Annotated in this window: 23 protein-coding genes; 9 read left to right on the top strand and 14 right to left on the bottom strand. The window is 46.6% G+C overall.

The genetic code is table 11. The features are described from left to right. Positions 1–112: 112 nt before the first annotated feature. Positions 113–796, bottom strand: a complete 684-nt coding sequence (locus ACL02P_RS14075; RefSeq protein ID WP_412837518.1) for a DUF554 domain-containing protein — start codon at positions 794–796, stop codon at positions 113–115. 115 nt (positions 797–911) lie between these two features. Continuing rightward, positions 912–1,268 (bottom strand): hypothetical protein, encoded by a 357-nt coding sequence (locus tag ACL02P_RS14080; protein ID WP_323077790.1) that lies wholly within the window; start codon positions 1,266–1,268, stop codon positions 912–914. 171 nt (positions 1,269–1,439) lie between these two features. On the opposite strand from ACL02P_RS14080, the gene ACL02P_RS14085 reads away from it, so the two are divergent. The 5 genes from ACL02P_RS14085 (at position 1,440) to ACL02P_RS14105 (ending at position 4,342) form a co-directional block, all read left to right on the top strand. Beyond that, the gene (locus tag ACL02P_RS14085; RefSeq protein ID WP_260071122.1) at positions 1,440–1,769 is read left to right on the top strand and encodes an ArsR/SmtB family transcription factor; all 330 of its coding nucleotides are present in this window, start codon (positions 1,440–1,442) and stop codon (positions 1,767–1,769) included. A gap of 91 nt (positions 1,770–1,860) precedes the next feature. Continuing rightward, the gene (locus tag ACL02P_RS14090) at positions 1,861–2,973 is read left to right on the top strand and encodes an NADH:flavin oxidoreductase (protein ID WP_323077791.1); all 1,113 of its coding nucleotides are present in this window, start codon (positions 1,861–1,863) and stop codon (positions 2,971–2,973) included. A gap of 282 nt (positions 2,974–3,255) precedes the next feature. Next, positions 3,256–3,540, top strand: coding sequence for a hypothetical protein (locus tag ACL02P_RS14095; RefSeq protein WP_412837519.1), 285 nt, complete (start codon positions 3,256–3,258; stop codon positions 3,538–3,540). A gap of 54 nt (positions 3,541–3,594) precedes the next feature. Beyond that, complete coding sequence (locus tag ACL02P_RS14100) at positions 3,595–3,738, top strand: hypothetical protein (RefSeq protein WP_260071125.1); 144 nt, start codon at positions 3,595–3,597, stop codon at positions 3,736–3,738. Between the two features lie 25 nt (positions 3,739–3,763). Next, on the top strand, positions 3,764–4,342 hold the full coding sequence (locus ACL02P_RS14105) for a TetR/AcrR family transcriptional regulator (RefSeq protein WP_323077793.1): 579 nt from the start codon (positions 3,764–3,766) through the stop codon (positions 4,340–4,342). An 84-nt stretch (positions 4,343–4,426) separates the two neighbouring features. Here ACL02P_RS14105 and ACL02P_RS14110 read toward each other — a convergent pair whose 3' ends face one another. Together ACL02P_RS14110 and ACL02P_RS14115 are read right to left on the bottom strand one after the other, a co-directional pair. After that, positions 4,427–5,617, bottom strand: a complete 1,191-nt coding sequence (locus tag ACL02P_RS14110; RefSeq protein WP_412837520.1) for an MFS transporter — start codon at positions 5,615–5,617, stop codon at positions 4,427–4,429. 128 nt (positions 5,618–5,745) lie between these two features. Next, a complete protein-coding gene (locus tag ACL02P_RS14115) occupies positions 5,746–6,138 on the bottom strand; it encodes a VOC family protein (protein WP_412837521.1) in 393 nt (130 codons plus the stop codon). Positions 6,139–6,285: 147 nt separating this feature from the next. On the opposite strand from ACL02P_RS14115, the gene ACL02P_RS14120 reads away from it, so the two are divergent. Genes ACL02P_RS14120 through ACL02P_RS14130 form a run of 3 tightly spaced genes read left to right on the top strand, consistent with a single transcriptional unit; the run spans position 6,286 to position 8,207 of the window. Continuing rightward, on the top strand, positions 6,286–6,726 hold the full coding sequence (locus ACL02P_RS14120) for an EamA family transporter (protein WP_412837522.1): 441 nt from the start codon (positions 6,286–6,288) through the stop codon (positions 6,724–6,726). Positions 6,727–6,771: 45 nt separating this feature from the next. Next, positions 6,772–7,344: an NADPH-dependent FMN reductase gene (locus tag ACL02P_RS14125; RefSeq protein ID WP_412837523.1), complete on the top strand. Its 573-nt coding sequence runs from the start codon at positions 6,772–6,774 to the stop codon at positions 7,342–7,344. Further along, positions 7,344–8,207: an arylamine N-acetyltransferase family protein gene (locus ACL02P_RS14130; protein WP_412838250.1), complete on the top strand. Its 864-nt coding sequence runs from the start codon at positions 7,344–7,346 to the stop codon at positions 8,205–8,207. Before ACL02P_RS14125 ends, ACL02P_RS14130 begins: the two co-directional genes overlap by 1 nt. 704 nt (positions 8,208–8,911) lie before the next feature. Here ACL02P_RS14130 and ACL02P_RS14135 read toward each other — a convergent pair. The 8 genes from ACL02P_RS14135 to ACL02P_RS14170 are packed head-to-tail and all read right to left on the bottom strand — an operon-like array spanning position 8,912 to position 19,664. Further along, positions 8,912–9,841, bottom strand: a complete 930-nt coding sequence (locus tag ACL02P_RS14135; RefSeq protein WP_412837524.1) for a CBASS oligonucleotide cyclase — start codon at positions 9,839–9,841, stop codon at positions 8,912–8,914. A 12-nt stretch (positions 9,842–9,853) separates the two neighbouring features. Next, entirely contained in the window at positions 9,854–10,837 is a 984-nt protein-coding gene (locus ACL02P_RS14140; RefSeq protein WP_412837525.1) for a hypothetical protein, read from the bottom strand. Further along, positions 10,812–11,396: a 7-cyano-7-deazaguanine synthase gene (locus ACL02P_RS14145; RefSeq protein ID WP_412837526.1), complete on the bottom strand. Its 585-nt coding sequence runs from the start codon at positions 11,394–11,396 to the stop codon at positions 10,812–10,814. The genes ACL02P_RS14140 and ACL02P_RS14145 overlap by 26 nt, the downstream gene beginning before the upstream one ends. Next, positions 11,371–12,039 (bottom strand): SLATT domain-containing protein, encoded by a 669-nt coding sequence (locus tag ACL02P_RS14150; protein ID WP_412837527.1) that lies wholly within the window; start codon positions 12,037–12,039, stop codon positions 11,371–11,373. The genes ACL02P_RS14145 and ACL02P_RS14150 overlap by 26 nt, the downstream gene beginning before the upstream one ends. A gap of 13 nt (positions 12,040–12,052) precedes the next feature. Continuing rightward, complete coding sequence (locus tag ACL02P_RS14155; RefSeq protein WP_412837528.1) at positions 12,053–15,190, bottom strand: type I restriction endonuclease subunit R; 3,138 nt, start codon at positions 15,188–15,190, stop codon at positions 12,053–12,055. An 18-nt stretch (positions 15,191–15,208) separates the two neighbouring features. Then, a complete protein-coding gene (locus ACL02P_RS14160) occupies positions 15,209–16,549 on the bottom strand; it encodes a restriction endonuclease subunit S (RefSeq protein ID WP_412837529.1) in 1,341 nt (446 codons plus the stop codon). After that, positions 16,539–18,062: a type I restriction-modification system subunit M gene (locus ACL02P_RS14165; protein WP_412837530.1), complete on the bottom strand. Its 1,524-nt coding sequence runs from the start codon at positions 18,060–18,062 to the stop codon at positions 16,539–16,541. The genes ACL02P_RS14160 and ACL02P_RS14165 overlap by 11 nt, the downstream gene beginning before the upstream one ends. A gap of 15 nt (positions 18,063–18,077) precedes the next feature. Then, positions 18,078–19,664, bottom strand: coding sequence for a restriction endonuclease subunit S (locus ACL02P_RS14170; RefSeq protein ID WP_412837531.1), 1,587 nt, complete (start codon positions 19,662–19,664; stop codon positions 18,078–18,080). A 341-nt stretch (positions 19,665–20,005) separates the two neighbouring features. Between ACL02P_RS14170 and ACL02P_RS14175 the strand changes: the two genes are divergently transcribed. Further along, complete coding sequence (locus ACL02P_RS14175; RefSeq protein ID WP_412837532.1) at positions 20,006–21,199, top strand: transposase; 1,194 nt, start codon at positions 20,006–20,008, stop codon at positions 21,197–21,199. Positions 21,200–22,227: 1,028 nt separating this feature from the next. Here ACL02P_RS14175 and ACL02P_RS14180 read toward each other — a convergent pair. Continuing rightward, positions 22,228–23,607 (bottom strand): toll/interleukin-1 receptor domain-containing protein, encoded by a 1,380-nt coding sequence (locus ACL02P_RS14180; protein ID WP_412837533.1) that lies wholly within the window; start codon positions 23,605–23,607, stop codon positions 22,228–22,230. Positions 23,608–23,647: 40 nt separating this feature from the next. After that, positions 23,648–24,133 (bottom strand): hypothetical protein, encoded by a 486-nt coding sequence (locus ACL02P_RS14185; protein WP_412837534.1) that lies wholly within the window; start codon positions 24,131–24,133, stop codon positions 23,648–23,650. Positions 24,134–24,143: the final 10 nt, after the last annotated feature.

Here is a 24,143-nt window from a genome sequence, read left to right on the forward strand (position 1 = left end):
ATTGATGAAATTAACGGTAGGTTTTACTGTTAGTTGCACGTACAGCTGGTCTACATCGAAATTAACGGTACATTTTCCAGTTAATTTGTATTGAGTATCCCGACTTGAGTCCTCAATAACCGAACCAGCCTTTAAGCAAAAACCAGATCACCGGCACCAATAAGGACGGCAGCATATTCAACGTCTTCGCATCGATGATCTTCAAAATCGATAACCCCGAGCTTGCAATCAGCACGCCGCCGACAATCGAAATTTCCGTCAGCAATGGAGTCGTCAGAAAAGTCGCCAAATAATCGGCGCTCATATAAATGGCTCCCTGCCATAGAAAGAGCACGACAGCAGTAAGTGCAATGCCGATGCCGTAGCTGGATGCCAGCACCATGGAAGTCACCAAATCCAGCGTGGCATTCATGTACAGGTAGGTGTGATTCCCGTGAAGCGCGCTTTCAATCGGCCCAAGGATCGACAACGTGCCGATGCAGAAGAGCAGGATGCCCGTCGATAGTCCTTGTCCCAAATTCGAGGTGGAGAACCGCCCCACCAGCCGTTGGAACTTCCCGTCGATGTCCAGCGCGGTTCCGGCCAAACTCCCCGCCGCCATGCTGATGATGAACAGCACAGGGAACGTGCTGTCCTTCATATGGGTCACCGCAGCGTTAATGCCAAGCATGGTGGCGGCCAGACCGATTGCGGTAAATAGGGCGGACTGATACGTTTCCTTCAGCCCTTTCTTAAAGATGCTGCCAAGCACACTCCCCGCCAATATGGCGACCGTGTTCACAATCGTTCCGATCATCTTTCTGCTCCTATCCGTTCATTTGTTCTGTCCTCATTCATGATAACGTTTTGCCGAAAAACCGTCTAGCGCATCTCCTTGATGCCCATCAGAATCTCCACATCGATGGTGATTTCTACGGCATCCCGCTGCGTAAACGCTGCGATTCGCGCTTGTTCCGCAGACCAGGCGAGCGGGCAGCCAGCCGGATGGCTTCTTTGGACAAATCGATGCCAACGCCTAACCCATCCGGCCTTTCCAACTGCCGTAATATCCCCTGCAAATGCGAACCTTCCCCGCAACCCATGTCGGCCACGAGAGGGGCAGAAGCGGTGTCGCCTGCGTATGGATTAATGATCCGGGCGATCGTTTCATGCATTGGGGCATAGAGTTTGCTCCCCGCAATGATGCTCCGTCTAGCAGCAAACAGCTCTTTGTCATAATGGCTATGGACCGGACGGGACAAACGGGCATAAAAAAAGAAAGGCAGCACTTCCCGCCTTCCTTCATTTAACTATTCGATCATGGACTTTGAAGAGCTATGAAAAATGGGCAGACGACATGAATTCAAACCATCACGAGCGCTGCAGCATCTTCACTCTTTATGGGGCGGCGAAAATTTTGATATACTGGGAACAAACGAACTAAGAACGGGGATCAAACGATGAAAGACCAAGACATGCTGGCCGTGCTAAAGGCCCTCTCAAATGAAACTCGGCTCAACATTCTCTGTTGGCTGCGGGAGCCGGAGAAATTGGAGTCCGATCTGCCGGATGTCATCAAGCAAGAGTTTCCGGGCAGTGTATGTGTCGGCTCGATTCAGGAAAAATCCGGATTAGCGCAATCCGTCATTTCTTCGTATTTAGCCAGTTTGCAAAAGAGCGGCCTGTTAGAATCACGCCGTTATGGACAATATACGTATTACAGGTTAAATGAAGAAGGGATCGATACCTTCTTGGAGCAATTTGCCGCCAAGCTGAAAGCCAAAAAATAATCAAGCAGAATCATTTTTTGCTTGCATATCGATTTATTAATCTATATATTTAGATATACGTATAAAATGATTATGGAGGGGAGAGATCCACATGTCCATTTCCCAAGCGGCTGCTGCTCTATTCAAACCTTTTGAAGGCGGCGGACTGAAGCTTGCGAATCGAATTGTCATGGCGCCGATGACCCGTTCCTTTTCGCCCGGCGGAATCCCGGGTCCTGATGTCGCCGGTTATTACCGCAGAAGAGCCGAGAACGGCGTTGGATTGATCATTACGGAAGGCACGGTCATCAATCATCCGGCAGCCCCTGCGGATCGGGACGTGCCGCATTTCTATGGAGAGGAAGCGTTGGCCGGGTGGCAAAGGGTCGTCAATGAAGTGCATGAAGCCGGCGGTAAAATCGCTCCCCAAATTTGGCATACCGGCACGGCCCGCCAGCGAGAGACGTTCCCTGAATCGGATGCCGATCCTATCGGACCATCTGGCCTCAGCTTGACCGGCAAGCCGGTCTCTGAACCGCTGACGAAGGAGGAAATCCGCGAGCTGGTTCAGGCTTATGCCCAATCTGCCGCGGATGCGAAGCGCCTTGGATTTGATGCCGTGGAAATCCACGGAGCGCATGGTTATCTGATCGACCAGTTTTTCTGGGAGGTCACCAATAAGCGGACCGATGAATACGGCGGCGACCTTGTCGGGCGTACTCGTTTTGCTGTTGAGGTGATTGAAGCGGTCCGTGCTGCGGTTGGGCCGGATTTCCCGATTATTTTCCGCTTCTCGCAATGGAAGCCCGTCGACTATAGTGCCAAGCTGGCCGCGACCCCTGAGGAGCTGGAGCGCTTCTTGGCTCCGCTGAGTGCTGCCGGGGTTGATATTTTCCACGCCTCCACTCGCCGTTTCTGGGAACCGGAGTTCGCGGGTTCGGAACTGAACCTGGCCGGTTGGACGCGCAAGCTGACCGGCAAACCAACGATCACCGTAGGTTCCGTTGGCTTGAATTCCGAGTTCACCAGCTTGTTCGAGTCAGGCAAAGGCGCAGAAACAACCGGCATTGATCAACTGATCGAGCGCCTCGAACGCGGCGAATTCGACCTCGTTGCCGTTGGCCGTGCGCTGCTGACCGACCCGGCTTGGGCCGCTAAAATCCGCGATGGCCGCGTGGATGAGCTGAAGCCATTTACGAAGGAAGCCCTCTCCACGTTGAGCTGATCTCTTGCTTTCGGGATTGTAGAAAGACCTCTTCGAAATGCTCGAAGAGGTCTTTTTTAGGCTGTCACCTGCCCCGGACTTATGCCTTTCCCCGCAAAATCGCATTGATTTCGCTCATTTGCGCCGGAGTCAACGGGCCGAAGGAGATGGCCTTTGCGGCCGTAAACTTGCCGCTCAGCAGCCCCATGGCCGGAACGTGGTGATTAACGCGTATGAGCAGCTCCTTTCGAGATCGGTACGCCGGATTTACACCATTTTCCCCGGAAGCTATGGGCCAAATATTTGAAAGAAGCGGCGGGGGGTGTACCGCCCGCCTCCCTCGATTACGGCGATATTCGCGGCGAGGAAGCGCTGCGAAAGGAATTTGCCGCCTACCTTTACCGAATACGAGGCATGCGCTGCCAGCCGGTCCAAATCATGATCGTATCCGGCTCCTCCGAAGGCTTTGCCCTCATTGCCCAGACGCTGCGGATCGTTTTGACGTCGTGTACCTGGAGGATCCGACGATTGAGTTCACGCTGCATATTTTTCGCAGAGCCGGCTATCGGATCTCGCCGGTGGCTATAAGACGGCGCCGGGATGAAGCTGCATGAGCTTCCCGCATGGGAGCCCGGACATCTCATGCTTCTGACGCCCTCGCATCAGTTCCCGGGCGGCGGCATCCTGCCAATTCAGCAGCGGCAACTATTAATCGGGACCATACACCGCCATTTCGGCGAACGTGCGGCCATTCAAGGGGATGAAGCCGGAATGCACCTGATATAAGATAAAGTTGAAAGGGGACTGGTTAATGGCACGAAGTAAAGAGTTCGACGAAAAGGAAGTCCTTCTTAAGGCCATGCGTTTATTCTGGGAGCAAGGGTATGAGAAGACCTCACTTCAAGATTTGGTGGAGCATATGGGAGTACATCGCCGCAGCTTGTACGACACGTTTGGCGATAAGCACACGCTGTACATCAAAACGATGGAGCAGTATGCGAGGATTACGAATGCTGCCATTAAGGCGGAAGTCCAACGCGGCCGTACGGCTTTAGAATCCATCCGTCTGATTTTTGACTATCTGATTGAAACCAACGGCGAACAGCCCATCGGCTGCTTCTTTGTGAACTCGGCGACTGAGCTGGCCTACAGAGATCCCGAGGTCAGCAAATTAACGAGCGAGCTGTTCGGCAATGAAGAGCAGTTGTTGACTGAGCTCATCCAACAGGGGCAACAAGCGGGAGACATCTCACCAGAATTAGCCCCCCGCCTGCTTGCGTCCAGTTTACATGCGACTTTGCTCGGAATCCGCGTCATGCGTCGCACCTCCACCGATAAACAGAAGCTCCATCAAATTGCCGAAGTTTCGATGGAGATGCTGAAGCCGTAATCTACAAATTTAAAAAGGTCCATAAAAACGCGCACTTGCGTGGAACTCCTTATTGGGTTCCCACGGCAGCGGCAACCGCATCAATTATGAAGCTGACGGCGATTCCTGGCCTGCGTGTTCCGATTTCCGTTGCAATACGCCGCCAAACAGGAAGATCCCCAGCGAGAGCGCCAAGCTGACGGCCGAGAACATCCCGATCGCGCCAAACCCGCCGAATTGGGTATACAAAATACCGGCTGCCCAAGCCCCTAGGGTATTGGCAACATTCATCGTTGAGTTGGCGAGGCTGGAGATCGTTCCCCGAATCGAGGCGTTTAACGAAGTGAGCGCCTCCATGACAAGCGGGAAGATGATGCCCAGGGTCGTGAAGATGATCAAATAGAGAGCGGTAACGACGGGGAGATTCGCCATATGCGGTGAACCCGTATAGAACAGCACGAGAAGTGCCGTTCCCACCGCGACTGCACTGGCTTGGCCCAGCTTTTTCACCACAGCAGAACTGATGAAACTGCCCAGCAGCGACCCGAACCCGAGAAACAGCATCACGGTGCCGATGGACTCAACAGGAAGCTCGAAGCGGTCCGCCAGCCATTTGCCGACAAAAGCCATCGTAGTCCCGCTGCCCAGATGAAGGAGCAGGTAGGCCAGATACCCGGATCTTGCTTTTCCGCTCGTGATCAGAGGCATATAGCGGCGGAAAATCGATACCGTGTTCCGTTGCGGTTCATGCGGATGGATGTTCGGCAGCATGCCATAGACAGCTACGGCGAGCAGCAATGCCACCCCGCCAATGATCCAAAACGGCACGGACCAGGAGGAAGCCGCAAGCCAGCTCCCGATCGGCACGCCCAGCGCTTGCGCGGCCGCCAGCCCGGAGAAGGCGACGCCCATCGCTTTCGATATTTTTGACGCCGGCATCACTGCGGGAATGGACGCCCATACTTGGGGAGCCGTAAATGCCGCGCTAATGCCGGCAAGAAAACGGAACAGACACATGGACCAAAAGCTGAACGCAAAGCCGCACAAGATGGTGGAGACGGCGAACCCAAGCAGTCCACTGACGAGCACAAATCGGCGGTTCCAGCCGTCGGACAGCGGTCCAGCGATCAAGGCAAAGATGGCAGAGCCCAGCGTGTAGGCACCAATCATCCAGCCGGCAATGCCCGTATCCACACCAAATTGATCCTGCAGCGTCGGCAGCAGCGGCGAGACGAGAAAGGTATCGGTCCCGATCATAAACATGATGCAGAAGAACAGTATTGTAAATCTTAACATGACTTTCGATCACTCCTTGTAACGTCTGGTGAGATTTCTTTGTTTATGATAAGGGATAATAGTGACAGATCTTGTCATAAACAAATGAAATCAGCGCGCCAGTTTCAGGAAGCGTGATCGGGATATCATCATTTGTTCATATAATCAATAATCTGGATCAAATTACCACAGGTATTGTCGAAGATCGCGATGGTGTTCTCGCCCATTTGAGTCGGCTCCATCGTGAACTTCACCCCGTGTTCCAATAAGCGTTGGTACTCTTTGTGAGTATCTGCAACACCAAACATCGTGGCCGGAATGCCATCGGCGAACAACTTCTGTTGATACTCCTTGGCAGCAGGATGGTCATTTGGTTCGAGTAAAAGCTCAGTCCCATCCAGCTCATCGGGAGAAACCAGCGCAATCCATCTAAATTTTCCGGCAGGAATGTCATGCTTTTTTACAAAACCCAGGGTTTGGGTATAAAACTCTAACGCCTTGTCCTGATCTTGAACGAACAGGCTTGTCACTACGATTTTCATCTAATTCTGCCTCCTTTATATGTGCCACTAGAAAGTTAACGAACTGTCTGTCTCAATCAATGTCTTCATCCCGGAAAGAACGATTGGTAATCCCTCTTCCAATATACGAGATGTAACGGGGGCTTCCTCGAACTCGTTGGTCTGGAGGTGATTCCGCAACTGAAACTTGCTTATTTCGTTGCCATCCTGAATGCGGCAGTGATTGGCGTAACTTATGTTCCTGCGTTGTTGGATTCGTCAAACTGGCTTCCGTGGGAAACCATTATTCTCCTTGGTGCTACTCGCTTCATTATACCCGATCGCTTACTTTGTTTTGCAAACGTTTGGGCTTCAGCATGCAGATTCCGCGGAAGGGGCATCATCAGCGCCATGACGCCTGTGGTCACGATGCTATTCGCTTCCCTCTTTTTGAAAGAAAAAACCACCTGGATGCAGAAGCTGTCTCTTCTTCTGTCTGCAAGCGGCATTGTGTTCATATATATCATGAATGGCAGCAGCGGCTGGTCGCAAACGACCGGAACCATCTTGCTCGTTCTGGCTTGCATTACATTAGGTTGTTGGAATGAATATGTCGTGGGAATTTTCTAGATCTTCCTCGGAGCAACTTAAGCAAACGAATAAAGTGAGGTCATAATGATGCTTATTACCCTGATCGCCGGAAGCAACCGGCACAACGCTGCAAGCACAAGTATTCTTCGTTATATCGAAGACGTTCTGAAATCGAGAAACATTCAGGTCTCATTTATCGATCTGGCGGCTGTGCAATTACCGCTCTATTCTCCTGACTCAGAGGTCGTCCCCCCGGAAGCCGACGTTCTGATCCATTCAGTGAAGCAAGCTGACGGCCTCATCTTAGCCACTCCCGAGTACCATGGTTCCATCTCCGGTTCCTTAAAAAATGCGCTGGATTACCTGGACAACAGCCACGTGACTGGCAAGCCATTTTTGACTTTGAGCTCGGCAGGCGGTCCTCTGGGAGTCAGTTCACTTCTCCATTTGCAAAGCATCATCCGGAATCTTCATGGCATCCTGTGTCCGGAATGGATATCCGTTGGGGAGGGCCAATCGGTCTTTGATGCGGATGGGGTTCCTCAAGATATGGAGGTCATCCAGCGCATCGACCAAGCCGTCGAACAATTTATCGTACTGGTGAAGAAGCTGGGGCATAACAGCAAGCAACCTGCGAAAGTGATGATGGAAACATGATGATGACCCCCACCGAAATCAAAGCCTACTTAAAAAGAATTGGCATTGAGGACATACAACCGCCAACCCTTGAATATCTCACTCAGCTTCACAGGGCCCATGTGTCGACCATTTCCTGGCAGACCATTGATATCGTTGCCGGCAGACCAACTCCGATCGATTTACGCGAGTGCGTCCGTCTGATGTTGAGCAACCGAAGCGGGTATTGTTTTCACTTGAACGGTGCGTTCAGCGTTCTGCTTCGTTCACTGGGCTACCGTGTTTTTTGGCATCGAGCGGGTGTCCAACCTCCGGGGCAGGAGCCTCGCATTAACTCCTTTCACCTCGGGCTCACTGTCAGCTTGACCAATGAACAGCAGCAAGAACAACGATACATCATCGACGTGGGGTTGGGTGATATGCCCTATGAACCGATTCCGCTGCAGATGGGCACTTACGAGCAAGGTCCGTTGGTGTATCAAGTCGAGAAGTCCGGCGTGGTGGAAGGCGGTTGGCGGCTTGTTCACGCCCCAAACACATCGTTTGCGGGTGTTGATTATGCCCCGGATGAATTAGAGAACCTGGAAGAGTTTAAACCCAAGCATGAATTTTACAGCCGATCGCCGGAGTCGCCCTGGATTCAGCTATTTCTTGTTCGGCATAGACACGCCACCGGCAGTAATGAACTGAGAGGATGTATATGGACCAAGCGAGACAGCAAGGGCATCGAAAAAACAGAACTTCGCACCAAATCCCAATGGCTGGAAATGCTGGGAGACGTGTTTCAGGAGCATCTGGTCAGCTATAGCCAGCTAGAGCGCGATGAACTATGGAAGCAAGTGTGGAAATATCATGAGGAGTGGAAGAAGGTAAATATGAAATAAAGAGGGGCAACCCCCAAAAATGAAACAGCGGTGGACCAGGACTTGCAAAATAAAGTCTTAGCCTGCCGCTGTTCCTTTTGTGTCTAACCTGTTGTCAATTCGCTAAAAAGTCGTATCAAACCAACCCCAACCCGCTCTACCTCAAAAACCTTAGAACCGCAAGGCTCCACCCCCTCTTTCCTCCTTGCCCCTAAAATCCCCCTATTAATTATAGTCGTATTACAAACCAGAAGAAAAACCGAGGAAATCCAGAGAAAATCAGAGTCAAAAAAGCAAATAAAGTCGTATCAAAGGCAGAGGAATAACAGGGGTCAGGGATAAGGATATGAGAAAAATATCTGAGGAAGGAAGCGGGAGAATGCCTAATTTATCAAGGAGGAGCGGTTCTTTCGAACCTTATGGCAAGAGAAAAAGCCGAGGAAAAACAGGAGTGGATACCTGCGTTTCGCTCGGCTTTGTTGATACGACTATTTAGAATTTAATACGACTTTTTAGGCTTTGATATGACTTTGATTGATTTCTACAATTGTTCAGTAAAAATAAAGTGTTAGACTGGAGTTGTTGATTTGACGCGGTTTTTAAGTTGGAAAATCGTCAGCTTTTGAAAAATAAGTTTTAGACTCATTCAGGTCAGGGTTTATTAAAATGATTCCCCGAAAAAATAAAGTATTAGACTAAGAAACTACTATGAAGATCGTTTTTGATCATTCACCTTCAAGTATAGATTTCCATGAAGAGAACGAGTTAGTATTATTCGCAGTTTCAATCCGCTTTAGTAATTGTTTAAAAGTTGTACTCACTCTTTGACGTTCGACACTATTTGCCCCACCTAAATAATTATCTACATGAACGGATTGACCAGTACTATCAGTTATTGGTCTCAACACTGCTTTTTCTGCATGTCGGCAGAAATGCTCCACCATTCCTTTGTACGTCTTAGGTACAGATGTAGAATTCTTAAAAGCATCTATTGCAAGAGACTCAATGTGATACCCTGAAAGCTGCTTATGAGGCGGAAAACTAGCATTAATCTTTTTCATAAGCTTAATCAGTGGAACCACTTTATTAGCGTTCGCTTGGTTAACAGTGGTCAACTTCTCTGCAAATTTCTTTGGTTTAATGACATTGCTCCAACTATTCTCGCCAGGACGAGCTATACGATATCCGGTTTCTGTTTTTACACTTGGTAACAACTGAACTTCATGTCCTGAAGCAAATTTTACTGTAACTGCCAACTTTCCAATCTTAACTTCTGTGTTCGGAAGACGACGTTTAATCTGTTCACTAAAAAATTTCAACACATCATTCGGTGTTGCGCCAGCCAATTCACTATTATTGATTTGAACCAGCATATCAACGTCACTTAAGCCATCAGCATATGTGTTTTTCATGATGGAACCACCAAATTTAAGATCCACATAACCTTCTATGTCCTTTTCCAAAGCACTTCTCAATGTTTCTAAGTGACGGTTTATTCCTTCCACATCACGATCGTTTATGTCTTTCAATAACTCTTTGATATACTTATTTAGTTCAGTTTCAAATTTTTCACCCTCTTCTTTTGCTGCTCTTTCTTTCTCCAGTTCAGCAAGTGTTTTTCTCGGAACACTGTAGCCACCACCACTACCGCTCATTCTTTTCCCCCTCTACTCATTACTTTTGTGTTTCCCGATCTGTTCTAGAATAACCATCAATTGCTTAAGATCATGCTCTGATACTCCAATATCGTCCCAATCCGATGAACGCAAGAACTTTTCCAACCGATATTTTAATTGGGATAACTCACATAGGTTCTCTGAAAACCCCAAAACTTTAACTTCATTTTCATGTTTGTTCCAGTAGCCGTTACTAATTGAATAATGGTTCATATAAACAGGTATTCCGTTCTTAAATGAGAATCGGAGCCAAGACAGCCCATCAAATATGTCTGCACCACAAAGAAAAAATAAAACAACCGATAACGGATCCAAACATCCGAAAATATGTATCGGTTTATCCAATCCAGCATCAGTTAGTGCTTTTCTGATCCTGTAGATATTGTTAGCCCTTTCAAGTATTGAGTGGCCCAACTCCTTTTCAGTAAACCCCAATATGTCAAAAGGGGCTAGAAGATTTACATTTTGAACAACGTCATTGACGTTAATTAGTGATTCTTCATTTGATGTTGGTTTGCATAAAAAGTCCGACGCGAAGTCTGGAAACTTTTCAAAATTTACTCTTGCGCGATTTAATTGAACTTCCATTGGGAGCGGTTCTTGATAATCATAATTAATAAGCACAATATCTGTAATGGATTTTAGTTTACTTGCCTGTTCTTCGTACAGGCTAACATTCCATTCTTTTGGAAAATGCAAAGTACCATAAATATCTGAGACGTCATGTTCACGGTTTCTCTCGTAACCACCGCTATCAACAAAAATAATATCGGACTCATAAATTTGATCAATTTCTAAATTTCCATAGTGCAAGTCATAAGTGCTGACCAGGGATGCTTCTGTGAGTTTATGTTTCAGATAATTATGCAAATCTTTCACATGGGGAAAACCTTTGCTAGAGAACGAAGGAATAAGAATTGGGGTGCTTTTCCCAATCCTTTCAATATATCTAATCTTTCCTTGGTGATTTTTCATCCAACATCCTCCTATCAATGCAAGATAGACAGATTCCACAAGGCTCCTGTCGTCCCATTTCACAGCTATATGTTAGGTGAATGGGCACACTTTCACGCAGAGCGTATTCATATACTTGTTCTTTTGAGAATTCAAGGAATGGCGCTGTGATTCTAAATACGCCACCGAAATAGCCATCAAGCATCGTCTGAGTATCTCTAATAAACGCTGGTGTTGAATCATAGTATGGTGTACCAGAATGAACACCTATTGAGATATAAGATGCGGAATTTCCAAGAAAACTGCATGCAGCTAAAACAAAAAGAGCGTTACGACAATAAAACTCACCTTTTTGGTCACGAATCGTAAACCCTAAGTTTACTCGTTGAATTTGAATGTCGTAGTGTTTACTAATTGCTATAGCTGACTGATATTCTCGTTCACAACTTAGTTGGCCGTAATCAAAAAAAATTGCTTCTATTTTTTCTCCTTTTGAGAGGTAATAATGAACTAAGGAAGTAGAGTCAATTCCGCCGCTCAATAAAATCAACACTTTATTGGTTTGGCTCTTCTCGACCATTATCTCCACTCCTACTTTCCAGCGCACTAAATTGTTTAATTTTCATTCTCAATCTATAAAACCATATGCTCATGTGCGGTGTTACTTCAAGTTGTTTGCTAATTCCAATCTTGATTCTAAGACGTTGTTTTTCTTTCAAGAATATACGATCTGGAATGATTGGAGCATTTTCATGAATGCTATTATATTCACTTGTTAATTTATCAATAACATCGCCTGTTATAACTTCGTAATCTTCAATTATGCTGGCTTTACGAATAAATGAAGTCAGTTGTTTTCCAATAGATTCGTGAGAAGCTGCCTTTTCCCCGAACCGGAAGTATTCTTCTAGGATTGTTAAAATAAATACAAGTCCTGCAAAAACACCAATCGTAAGTTTATATTCACCATCTGAAAGATCCGGAAACCATGGAAGGAATGTTTTATACTCAGAGAAGGTTAATATCGCTGTTGCTGAAGAACCTATTAATGCTAAAGCATGTAAAGTTTTATTTAGCTGATTGGCTCTCCTACTAATGCTAAAATGCATTTGTCTGTTTTGTTCGGCCTTCCTTTTAAGTTCCTTTACTTTATCAATTGGGTTATTAATCGTTTTTCCCTCCAAAAAATTAATATAAAAGGACGTAGCAAATAAATCCGCCACGCCCTGATGTCATTTAATATTTATACTCTTCCGTCTCCGCCTGTGCCATCAATTCAGCTTGCTGAAGCACTAAATCAATGGCCATCTTCTCCAGATCCGGCGGGTAACCGTACTTCTTCAACAGCCGCTTGACGGTAATCCGCATTTGCGCCCGTACATTCTCGCGAAGCGTCCAGTCGACTTTAATGTTGCTTTTAATCGCTTGGGTCAGTTCATGTGCGATCTGCTTCAGCATCAGATCGCCCATCAGTTCTTTGGCCGATTCGTTCGAAGCTAAAGCTTCGTAAAAAGCCAGTTCTTCTTTGACCAGACCGAGATCTTCGCCACGCTTGACAGCCTCGTTCATTTCTTTGGCCATTTGAATCAGTTCTTCGATGACCTGAGTCGTCTCAATGGTACGGTTGTTGTATTTCCGGATCGCTTCCTCCAGCATCTCAGAAAATTTCTTCGATTGCACAATACTGGTCCGAGAAACGGCCCTCACTTTACCTTGAAGCAACCTACGGAGAAGTTCCACCGCCAGATTCTTCTGCTTCAACCCGCGCACATGTTCCAGAAACTCATCCGATAGAATCGCGATGTTCGGTTTCTGCAAACCTACAGCTTCCAAGATATCGACCACTTCATCGGATACGACCGATTTCGAAATGAGCTGATTCAACTCGGCGTCGAGCTCTTTCGTCGTTTTCTTCCTATTCTCATCAGTTATCAACTTAATAATACCAGATTTTACCGCCTTGAAGAAGCTAATTTCGAGATTAACTTCCTCAGCTGCGGGAGTCGTCGCGCAAAGCGAGAAGGCTCTTGCTAATTCCGTCGTCCAATTTAGGAAGTTCCGCTTGCTCTCTTCACCCAATCCAAGTACGTAATCGACCGTCTCAACAATGGCCTTCATCCGTTCGGATGCTTTCTCCGAAGCAAATTTGCTGTAGTCATACCCATGAAGCAATTCACGGATAAGTTGCAGTTTTTCCAGCATAAAGTCAACGGCTTGGTCCGTGTCGATGCCGGCAGTTTTGCGGTCGTTTTCCGTATATTTTTGCAGCGCCGATTTCAGCAAATCCGCTATTCCGATGTAATCGACGATCAAACCACCCGGCTTGTCGCGGAATACCCGATTCACACGGGCGATCGCCTGCATCAGGTTATGGCCTTTCATCGGCTTGTCGATATACATCGTATTCATGCTCGGCACGTCAAACCCGGTCAGCCACATGTCACGGACAATGACGATCTGAAGCGGATCGTTCACATCTTTCATACGTTTCGCAAGATGTTCACGGCGCCGCTTGTTGCCGATAAACGGTTGCCACTCCTCCGGATCGCTGGAACTACCGGTCATGACGATCTTGATCTTGCCTTCATTGTCGTCATCACTATGCCAATCCGGTCGGAGAGCAACAATCGCTTTGTACATATCGATGGCAATCCGCCTCGACATCACAACGATCATCGCTTTGCCGAAGCCGGCTTTCTGCCGCTGCTCGAAATGTTCGACAACATCCTGAGCGACTTTCTTAACCCGCTTCTCCGTACCGGCCAACGCTTCTAGCCGAGCCCAACGCGACTTCAAACGCTCCCGCTGCGTATATTCCTGATACTCCGTAATTTCCTCATACTCGCTGTCGATGACTGGGCGCTCCGCCTCCGACAACTCCAGGCGGGCAATTCGACTTTCGTAATAGATTTTGACCGTCGTTCCGTCTTCTACAGCTCGGGTCATATCGTAAATATCGATGTAGTCACCGAAAACAGCAGGCGTATTTTTATCTGTCAATTCAACCGGCGTTCCGGTAAAGCCAATATAAGAAGCGTTCGGCAACGCATCGCGCATATACTTGGCGTAGCCATACTTAATGGCCGCTTCGTCTTCCCCGGCGACCATTTCCGCCTGAAACCCGTACTGGCTGCGATGCGCCTCGTCTGCGATCACGATCACATTGCGGCGTTCCGTAAGTACAGGATACTTGTCTTCATTTTCATCAGGAGTGAACTTGTGAACCGTTGTGAAAATGATCCCGCCCGACTCCACCGACAAAAGCTCACGCAAATGAGTCCGATTTTCCGCTTGCTGAGGCGTTTGCCTGAGCAAGTCCTTCGACTTGCTGAACGTGCTGAACAACTGATCGTCCAGATCGTTCCGGTCCGTCACCACGACGATCGTCGGGTTGTTCAGCGTCAGAACAAGTTTTCCCGCGTAGAAAACCATGGACAAGCTTTTACCGGAGCCTTGCGTATGCCAGATGACGCCGATTTTGCGATCACCTTCGTCCATCGTCGCACGTTCCGTACTTGCAATTGCCTTGTTGGTGGCATGGTATTGGTGGTATCCCGCCAATATTTTGAACAGATGCTCCCCATCGGTCTGAAACAGCACGAAATGCTTGATAATGTCGAGCAACCGACTTTTCTCGAACATCCCTTTCACAAGCACTTCAAGCTGGGGCAGGGAGGAGGGCGCCACGTCATCGCCGTCGATCGTGCGCCACATCATAAACCGATCTTCATTGGCGGTCAACGTGCCTACCCGCGCATTCACACCGTCACTGATGACCAGGAACGAGTTGTACGTGAACAGGGACGGTATCGCTCCTTTATACGTCTGCATCTGATTGTAGGCATCGCTGATCCCGACTTCTTCGTTGGAGGCGCTTTTCAATTCAAATACGGCGATCGGCAATCCATTTACGAACACGACGATATCCGGGCGCTTCTCTCCCTGATTTTCAACAACGGTAAACTGGTTGACGACCAGAAAGTCGTTGTTGTCGATCCGGTCCGGGTCGGTGTCGAACAGCCATACTTTCTCTGTCGGATATTCGCCGTTGGCGGCTTGATACTGCACATCGATTCCATCGGTAATCATCTTCTGGAACGCCTTGTTATTGATCAACAAGCTGGGACTGCGCGGCACTTCAACGACCCGAATCGCTTCCTCGATGGCTTCGCGCGGCACATGCTTGTTGATGCGAATAAGCGCCTCGCGCAGCCGGTCTTTCAGGATGACGTCATGGTAAAATTGCCGTTCGGGGTACTCCCCTTCGGGAGAAATATCCGGACCGTAAGCTTTCTCGTAGTTCAGTTCTTCGAACCATTCCAGCGCGGCCTGTTCAAGGTCGCTTTCGGTGTAGGACGTCGTATAGTAGGCCATCGTTGCACCTCCTTTGGATTAGGGTTGATAGATTGCATTGCTCTCCGCAACCTTAGGCAGATCGGTAGCGCTGTTATCCCGCTCGACAGGGACACGGATCTCGCCAGACATCAGTTTGGGGAGAAGGGTGTCGCGGAGTTGGGTTAAATCTTCATTTTCTTCTTCACACTTTTGTGTTAGTCTCCCTATCGGTTCAACGATATCATTAAACTTCGCAAGAACATCTTCTGTAGGGATAAGAACAGGCACTCGCTTCATTTCTGCCCCGGATATCTCCTTAAAGGTTGAGCCGGATGCACGACTTTCAATCGTCTCAACATTACTTTTCAAGAGATAATAGACGAATTCTGAACCAACATGTTTAAATGGAATCACCGACTTAAATCCCTGATTAGTTGTAACTTCATTTTTAGCTATCGCAATATAACCAATGGGGGCTCGAGAACTAAATAAAACTGTCCCTTTCGGTAATAGTTTTACACTGGAGTTGCTAAACCCTTTCTGTGTAATATCTATTTCGCCGCGCGAGATATATTTGTTGTTGATTTTCGATAGATCTTTAGGAGTGATCCAAGGAATGCCTCTAGCAGTATAAAAATCTTCGTTTTTCTTAGAAGGCGTTGCTCCTCCGGCAACCTCACCAAGATCACTAATTGTTCCAAGCTTCCAGTTCTTCGGAATCAACCCCAACTCGCTTTCCTCAAACTCGCCGCCGCTGGATTTATACGGTTCGCCGTTTTCATTCGGAAACTCGAAGTCCACAAACCATCGTTTAAAAAGGGCTTGGGCCATTTCTTCAAGGTTTTTGTTGATGGCGTTGTTGAGTTCGATTTTTTTGTCTACTGATGCCAGCATTTCTCCGATCTCGCATTGTTCATTTTCAGGAGGCAAATAGATCACAGTGTTCTCTATAATATCTGAATTAAAAGCCGGGTATGCGGATGTCTGCCCTTCGGCGATCTGAGTCAAATATCTTGTATAAGAGTCCGATGTCAAATAATAGTACAGAAAATCCGGATGAACCCTCTTTGGTGATATCACTGCAAACCCTGTCGATGCAATCATATCGGGTTCAGCCTTACGAATCATGGTATAGTGCTTCAAATTCGGGCGAACCGTGGAAATCAAAATATCGTTATCCTGCACGATCCGACGAGCGCGACTAGGGGCGTCGTTCAGTTTGAATGTTTGTAGTTGATCTATATTACGATGGTTGACCGCCGCAATATCAATATACTGTATTGTATCAATACGATCACTTTTCTTGATCGACCTTTCATTCACAACTGCAATATCTTTCACCAACCTAGCCTTCCATTCATTAGGAGGCGTCATCCCATTAAATGGCTCAAAACTCAAACCCAATCCCCCCAAGCCGCTTGCGAATTTCATCCTCCAGTTGCCGGGACTTGGCGAACTGCTCCCCGAGCTCTGCTGTCAGCCGCGCCATTTTATCCTCGAACGGTTCTCCGTCTTCTTCCACATCTTCAATGCCTACATAACGCCCAGGTGTCAGGATATACTCGTGCTCTTGTACCTCTGCAAGTTTCGCCGCTTTGCAGAAGCCTTTCACATCCTCGTATGCTCCGACCTCCGCCTGACCGCGCCATGCATGGTACGTGTCGGCGATCTTCCGGATATCCTCCGTGCTCAATTCGCGATGTGTGCGATCCACCATATGCCCCATTTTGCGGGCATCGATAAACAGGATTTCACCACGGCGGTCCCGAAAGCCCTTTGGCGCTTTATTTTTGGCAATGAACCAGAGACAAACCGGAATTTGCGTAGAGTAGAACAACTGCCCCGGCAAGGTGACGATGCAATCCACCAAATCGGCGTTAACGAGCTTGCTGCGAATCTCAAACTCCGCCGTCGTACTTGTCGACATGGAGCCGTTCGCAAGTACAAAGCCTGCAACACCGCTGGGCGCAAGCTTGTTCACGATATGCTGAATCCACGCATAGTTGGCATTCCCAGCGGGAGGTACCCCATACGCCCAACGAGCGTCTTCTGTCAGTCGTTCGCCGCCCCAATCGCTGATATTGAATGGCGGATTCGCCAGGATGTAATCGGCCTTCAGGTTTTTATGTAGATCATTGTGAAACGTGTCCGCATGATGCTCTCCAAGATTGCCGTCGATGCCGCGAATAGCGAGGTTCATTTTGCACAACTTCCACGTTGTTGGATTCGACTCTTGCCCGTACACCGCGATATCGCCGATGCGTCCCTGATGTTCCTCTACAAACTTCTCACTCTGCACGAACATGCCGCCGGAACCGCAACAGGGGTCGTATACGCGGCCCTTGAACGGCTGAATCATCTCGACGAGCAGGCGCACAACGCTGTTCGGGGTGTAGAATTCGCCACCATTCTTGCCTTCCGCGCTAGCAAATTTGCTAAGGAAGTACTCATATACCCGACCCAAAACATCCTTCGAGCGGCTCTCTTCATCGCCGACCTTGAACGAGAACAGGTCGATTACTTCGCCAAGGCGGGTTTTATCCAGCGCTGGCCTAGCATAATCTTTCGGCAGTACGCCTTTCAGCGACGGATTTTCCTTCTCGATGGCAATCATCGCATTGTCGATGATCTGCCCGATATCCGGCTTCTTCGCGTTATCCTTGATATGGCTCCAGCGCGCTTCCTTCGGTACCCAGAATATATTTTCTGCCACGTATTCGTCCCGGTCCTCCGGATCAGCATACGGTTCATTTTTCAATGCTTCATATTTTTCTTCAAATGCATCCGACACATATTTCAGAAATAGAAGGCCAAGCACTACATGCTTATACTCCGCTGCATCCATACTGCCGCGCAGTTTATCGGCCATGCTCCATAATTTTTCCTCGAATCCAATGTTCGCTGTTGCCATGATCCTAATTCCTCCTCAGTAGAGTTCCTCGTATAACTGGCTCTTCACTTGTTCCCAGCGATTCGTCGCTTCCCGAACAACTTCTTTATATCGTTCTTTTTCCCGTATATATTGCTCTATTAACTCGTGCTGCTTATCTTCCGGTACCAAGGGCAATTCCAATTCCGCCACATCCGCTGGATTCAAATTCATCACGGTTGTTCCCCGCTGGAAGCTTTGAATAAGGGCTGTTCCAACCGGGCTTTCCAGAAACATTTTGGCAAAATGACTCTTGATGGCCGACTTGAACCGGATCACGATCATATTCGAGGAAGCGATGACCATCCCTTGAGCCTCCGGAAATACAGCCAGCTTGTTCACGGTGCCGCGGCACGTCATGACCAGGTCACCCGGGAGAATCTCGTAACGTTTCACTTTCCTCTCTTCCTCGTCAATCGTTTCAAGCTGATCCAATAGCACTTCGCCGTCATCCAGATTGGATATATTCAGCACCTTAATGTTCCCGGGCTTTAGATCCTGCTTAAGAATCGATTTTCCCCGAAAAATTTCTGCCACATCGCGCAACTTCACTTTCGGGGTTGCCGCCTGCTGAAACGAACGAAGTATATCCTGATCTTCATCCAGCAGCAGTTCGATTCGCCAATGATCCAGCTCTCGGAACCGATCCGGATGGATGGTAATCTCCCGTTCCCCCACAAGCTTTGACTTCTCCATATGGAGTCGCCCGAGGATCACCTCTTCCACAGGCACTTTGCCGAAGTCAACCTGATAGGTCTTGATAGAAGTGTAGGGACGAAACAAGCCGTCCGGAAGCGAATAGATCGTTTGCACCGGCGCCTGATCATTCATTTTCTTCCGCCAGCTGGCGATCGCGCCGGATTGAAACAGCATCCGTGCAGGAAAGGTCACGCTCAATCTCCCGCCGTCTTGCAAGAGTGGAAGGAGGTAGCTGGCCGCTGCGCCTTCGGATTCCCGAACCGCGACATCGTCATCGTTCATCTTCATACCAAAATTCGGCATCGCCAGGATCGCGTCGAATTGATGTTCTGCGGGCAGCGGCTGATAAATGGACCCTTGAACGATGCGGATATTGGAATAGGGCTCGAAATACGTTTTGAACAATCTGCCTACGATGTAGTTTTCCGTTAACAATGTGATTGTCCATGGTCGATGGTAACATTTCGTTTCGATGAGTCCTTTGATATACTTTTCAGCTTCTGCAAACAGAATGTTCTTGCAACCATGTCGCTCACACTGATCGACAAACCGCTCGACGATTCCTGGATGGACGACAATGCTCCCTGTAACACGATCTTGTTGGATGGTGAGCATGGCGTATTCCAACAAGTCCATATCCTTGCCTGCATGGTATAATTTATAAAATAAATCCCGATCGCCGGGAAAATGGCCTAATTCTTTGTCTAAGGCTCGTTCCTTCATCCACTGAAACAGCTTCTCAGGTTCTGTCATTAGCTCCGTTTCGGCCAACTGTTGCTGTTCCAGAAGTTGTTGCGTCCGTTTCACTCGAATGGCTTCGCGAAGCAACTGATCACGTGTTGATATATCATGGAGCAGACAGATATTCCAGAACGATTCAATCAATTTATCACCTTCTTTCAAGATAAAAGTTAGGTTACTTCCTTATTTTATAATCGAGAAATTTATAACAAGAAGATTCGGGATTAGTCCCTTTTGATCAACATAACTTCTACCCAAATACTACCACGGATAAATCGAGTATTTCAATACTAAATTCAGTTCAGTATTCACCGGGAATTTGATTGAATTTTTTATTGGCTCTGGACATTTTTAATTGAGCGTTTTGCAGTAATCTGAGGCCTTGAGCCGTAAGGATTTTCGGACATAAAAAAGGGACTTCACCCCAACTTGGAGAAGTTTTCAAGTGACTAAACCCAAAAACCTCAAGGATGGAGGAAGTCACTTTGTATATTCTCCAAGAATGTCTGTTTTCCTTCGAAGAACTTTTAAAAATTCAACCCAAGGAGAGATTGCCGATCTTCTTCAGTTCTCTCGATCTGAGACCGTATGCCAAGGAACTGAGAAGCCGTTCACCCCGAGGCGCTGAGGGATACTGCAGACAAGGTATTCTACGAGCACTCTTGGCTGCGCCGCTTGAAGGAATAAGTACCTTTTCAGGGTTGCATAAGCGTTTGGATACGGATCTCCGGTTTCGTTATCAGTGTGGTCTTCGGCTGGATCGAGAAGCTCCTTCCATATCCACATTAAGCCGAGTTTTCTCAGAACTGACGAGAAAGGACTTGGCAAAACGGCTTTTTGAGGATTTGGTCACACGCTGTCAGCAGGAAGGTATCATAGAAGGCAGTAACGTCGCCATAGACAGCGCCGCTCTCCGCGCTTACGAGAAAAAGCAGCCCAAACGCAAAAGCGAGCAAACGGGTAATGCGAACTGGGGCGCAAAAATTGATTCCTTCGGCAATAAAATCACATGGTTTGGTTACAAAATTCATCTGGCGGTCGATACGAAAAGTGAATTGCCGATCGCCTTGGAAGTAACGCCGGCGCATGTCAATGATGGAGAAATGGCGCCGGGCCTGATCGAGAAAACAGCGTCCAGGACGAGCACACGATTTTTCATACTCGATGCGGGCTACGACCAAATGAAAGTTTATGAGGCCGCCCGCAACGTCAAGGCACAAGCCATCATTCCCCTTAATCTTCGGGGGGAGAAGGAACCGCCTGCTGGCATGACCTCGAACGGAACACCGTGCTGTTCCATGGGTTATGCGATGACATACTGGGGAGTTGACGGCGATATGCATAAATTTCGCTGCCCGCATGCCACGGGTAAAGTCGACTGTCCGCTTGGCATGGCTGCCTGCTCGTCTTCAAACTATGGAATGGTCGTCAAAGTAAATGCGAAGGATGATCTCCGGCGATACAGCATCCCTCATCGGGATACAAAGCGTTGGAAGGAACTTTACAATGAACGAACCAGCGTAGAACGCTGCAACTCCCGATTGAAAACCTATTTGACGGCAGACGCCGCACATGTCCGGGGCATTCAGAAAGTCACAACTCACCAGTATTTGAATGCCATTGTTCTGCTTGCATCTGCGCTCGCCGTTTCTCATCATTCAAAACGGGCTGCCGCTTAAAAAACGAGCTGTTCTAAAATTCTGCAAGTCTGCCCTTTTCTTCATCCATATAATACCATTTTCGAAAATTACCCCTTAACGACAGTGAATATGCTATCGCTTCTTCTCTGAAACGGAATTATGCAAAACACTCAATTTACAGATTACGGGATATTTTCGTTAAGATTGCATCGTAAAAAACTACGAAAAATCCGAGAAACTCTTTGCCGCACTTAGTTTTGTATCTTCTCGTCTTAAATTCCGGTTTCATCACGAGTGATAAGAATCATAGTGGATTAACATGCGAAAACCAGTGAAATGATGAATTCGGATAATGGTGTTGTTGGAAAACTGGAGAAAATTAATAAACAAGGGATTAGCTAGGGATCACAGCAACAAAAATGAAAAAAGCCGAGGAAAACTCAGGAGTGACTCTGAGTTTCCTAGGCTTTTTGATACCGACTCCATAATCTTTAGATCGACTTCACAATCCTTTTGGCGACTTTAATTACTTGTTACAGATAGTGTCAAAAGACAATAATTCATGTCCATCCCACAACTTTCCCCTCATCGCCTCTCTTCCCTAGAGCCGCAAGGCTTTTCAGGCTTTCAGGAACCAGTTGGTACAAAATACCAGGAAAATAAAAAGTGTCCGCCAAATTGGAAGGAATTAGGGGATTAGGGGAAAGGGTTAAGGGAAATGGAACGTTGGGAAATGTCCAGGGAAATAATTTGAGGGGATAGGGAGAAGGGGTAAGGGAAAGGACAAAAGGGGAGGGTATATTGGGACAAAGCCTGATTTATCAACCCCTTTTCCCTTTCACCCTCTCCCCCTACCCCCTTTCCAAAAGATGAAGCCGAACAGCTGATCAGGCATGAACCCTAACCATCGCTCGGCTTCTTGGACATTTTTTATTGTCCCTGGACAGATTTTATTTTCCTAGGACGGGATCTATTAGCTGTCTACATAGAAAGCGGTGAGTTATAAGGTGACAGTATTTTGATTCGCAAATTATCCCCATCCCGCCCACTATGCTGAAAAGATAATCTTAAGATATTTTGCTTTTTTCATATTCAACTAAAGGAAGTAGCCGATTAAACTCTTTTATAGATTTTTCCATTAAATTTTTCTGGTTATCTTTAGTCCACTTGCCTTCATTCCGCTCCATAAAATATAAGAACATATCATAAACTACACCAAAAATTTGTCGACACAACTCTACATAATCTTGGATATCATTTGGCGGTAAGGGTATATCAGAGGATTCAATAAAAAGTTTTTCAACTATGTGGTCAATCTTTCGCATCTCCTGAAGGAATTTATCTTCAGTGATTATCCCTTCTCTGCTTTCGGCAAAATTTAAAATTGCAAAATTGGCGTACTCAATAAATTCAACCAGTAATGAATTAACAACCTCTAATACTTCTTCTTTTTCTCCCTGATAACTTCTATAGATCTTTTTATGCGATTCATATCCTTCGTTCCAAGATATATCTATATCATTTACTCGGTCATTTCCATTGAGAGAAACTGGTCGGAATTTATCAGGTAAACTAGCTGATATCCAACATGTCCTACAAATCCAATTTGTTGTTTGAATATCAAATAAATCTCTGGCAAAATATAGCCAGACAACATCCGCATCCTTTTCTCGAAAAATGCTCTTAAATTTCTTGCTGTACCTTTTTCTTTTCACAATATCATTTGCTTGTAATATTAATGATTTGATTTCTTCGCGAGTATAATCTTGATTAATTAATATAACAGCAGAGTACCTTTTAGCGGTTGCAGTACTAATATCATCGAGCTTATATATTGAATAGTTAAATTCGTTTACCTGAGAACCCTCCGACTTTGTAACCACTCTTTTCTTGGGCAGAATTTCAAATCCCATAGCTTTGAATACATCCTGAAATTCATTAGCAAAATGCTCTTCTAAGCTGTTGAATTTTTTTGAATTCAAAAAATGTAAAAACTCATCAGTTGCAGAACAGATTTCTCTGATCTTTTTCAGTTCTATTAATAGATTAGGGTAGTCTTCAATATTCTTAAGATTACGAACCCTCTTGTCATAATCGATATATTTCTGGTTCCAATATTCTGCATAGAATAATCGATTGTCCGAACCGTAAATTCGCGGTTTCTTTACAATGACGGGTGTTACTTTGTACTTGTAATCCTTTTCTTTTATGATCTGAGAAACTTCAAACATACAATTTATGGACTCCATGTATCCGTCACTTATCATTAAGATAGCATGGTCAACCGCACGGATTTGCTTCATAAATTCTTCAATATCGTCTAAATATCCTAAATCTCTAACATCTCGTATTACTCTTATATTCTCAAATGACAAGAGCAAGTCGTCAACTCTGTTAGCTTCGTCTTTATCTTTCCAACAATACGATAAAAAGATAACCTTTTCCATGTATTCCACCTTAGATTTCTTAGTCCCAGCCTATGCCTCTTTACATTTCCTTTTCGGAAACTTTCTCTTGAATTAACTCGTACATATCCTTAATTTCCCACTCTGAATTTTCATATTGTGCGAGGTACTCCATGTAAGAATCTTGCCCTTTGTTATCATATCTGCTAACGAACTCTAAAAATTTATCCAAGGCTACTTGAACAATGGTTTCATCAGAAATATTATCTAGCTTAAAATTGAATTGAGCCTCTTTTATTTTCACCTTTATCCCTAATGTTATAGGAATTTCTTTAGTACTATTTGATGTTACCCTGTAGCATTTTTTATCTTTGACTTTTCGGTATATACTAGTTATAACAAGCTTAATAGCATCCCAAACAGCATTCGGAAATATTTGATTAGAGATTGATGCAATTAGAGCACCAGGTACTATAACAGTGATAATATTTTTTAAATCCTCAAAACTAGCTTGAACATGAAATCGGAATGTGGATAACTCAGGCCTGTGGATAACCCGCCATCGCACTACGGAATGC

It is taken from the genome of Paenibacillus sp. MB22_1, assembly GCF_047200555.1.
Lineage (GTDB): Bacteria > Bacillota > Bacilli > Paenibacillales > Paenibacillaceae > Fontibacillus > Fontibacillus phoenicis.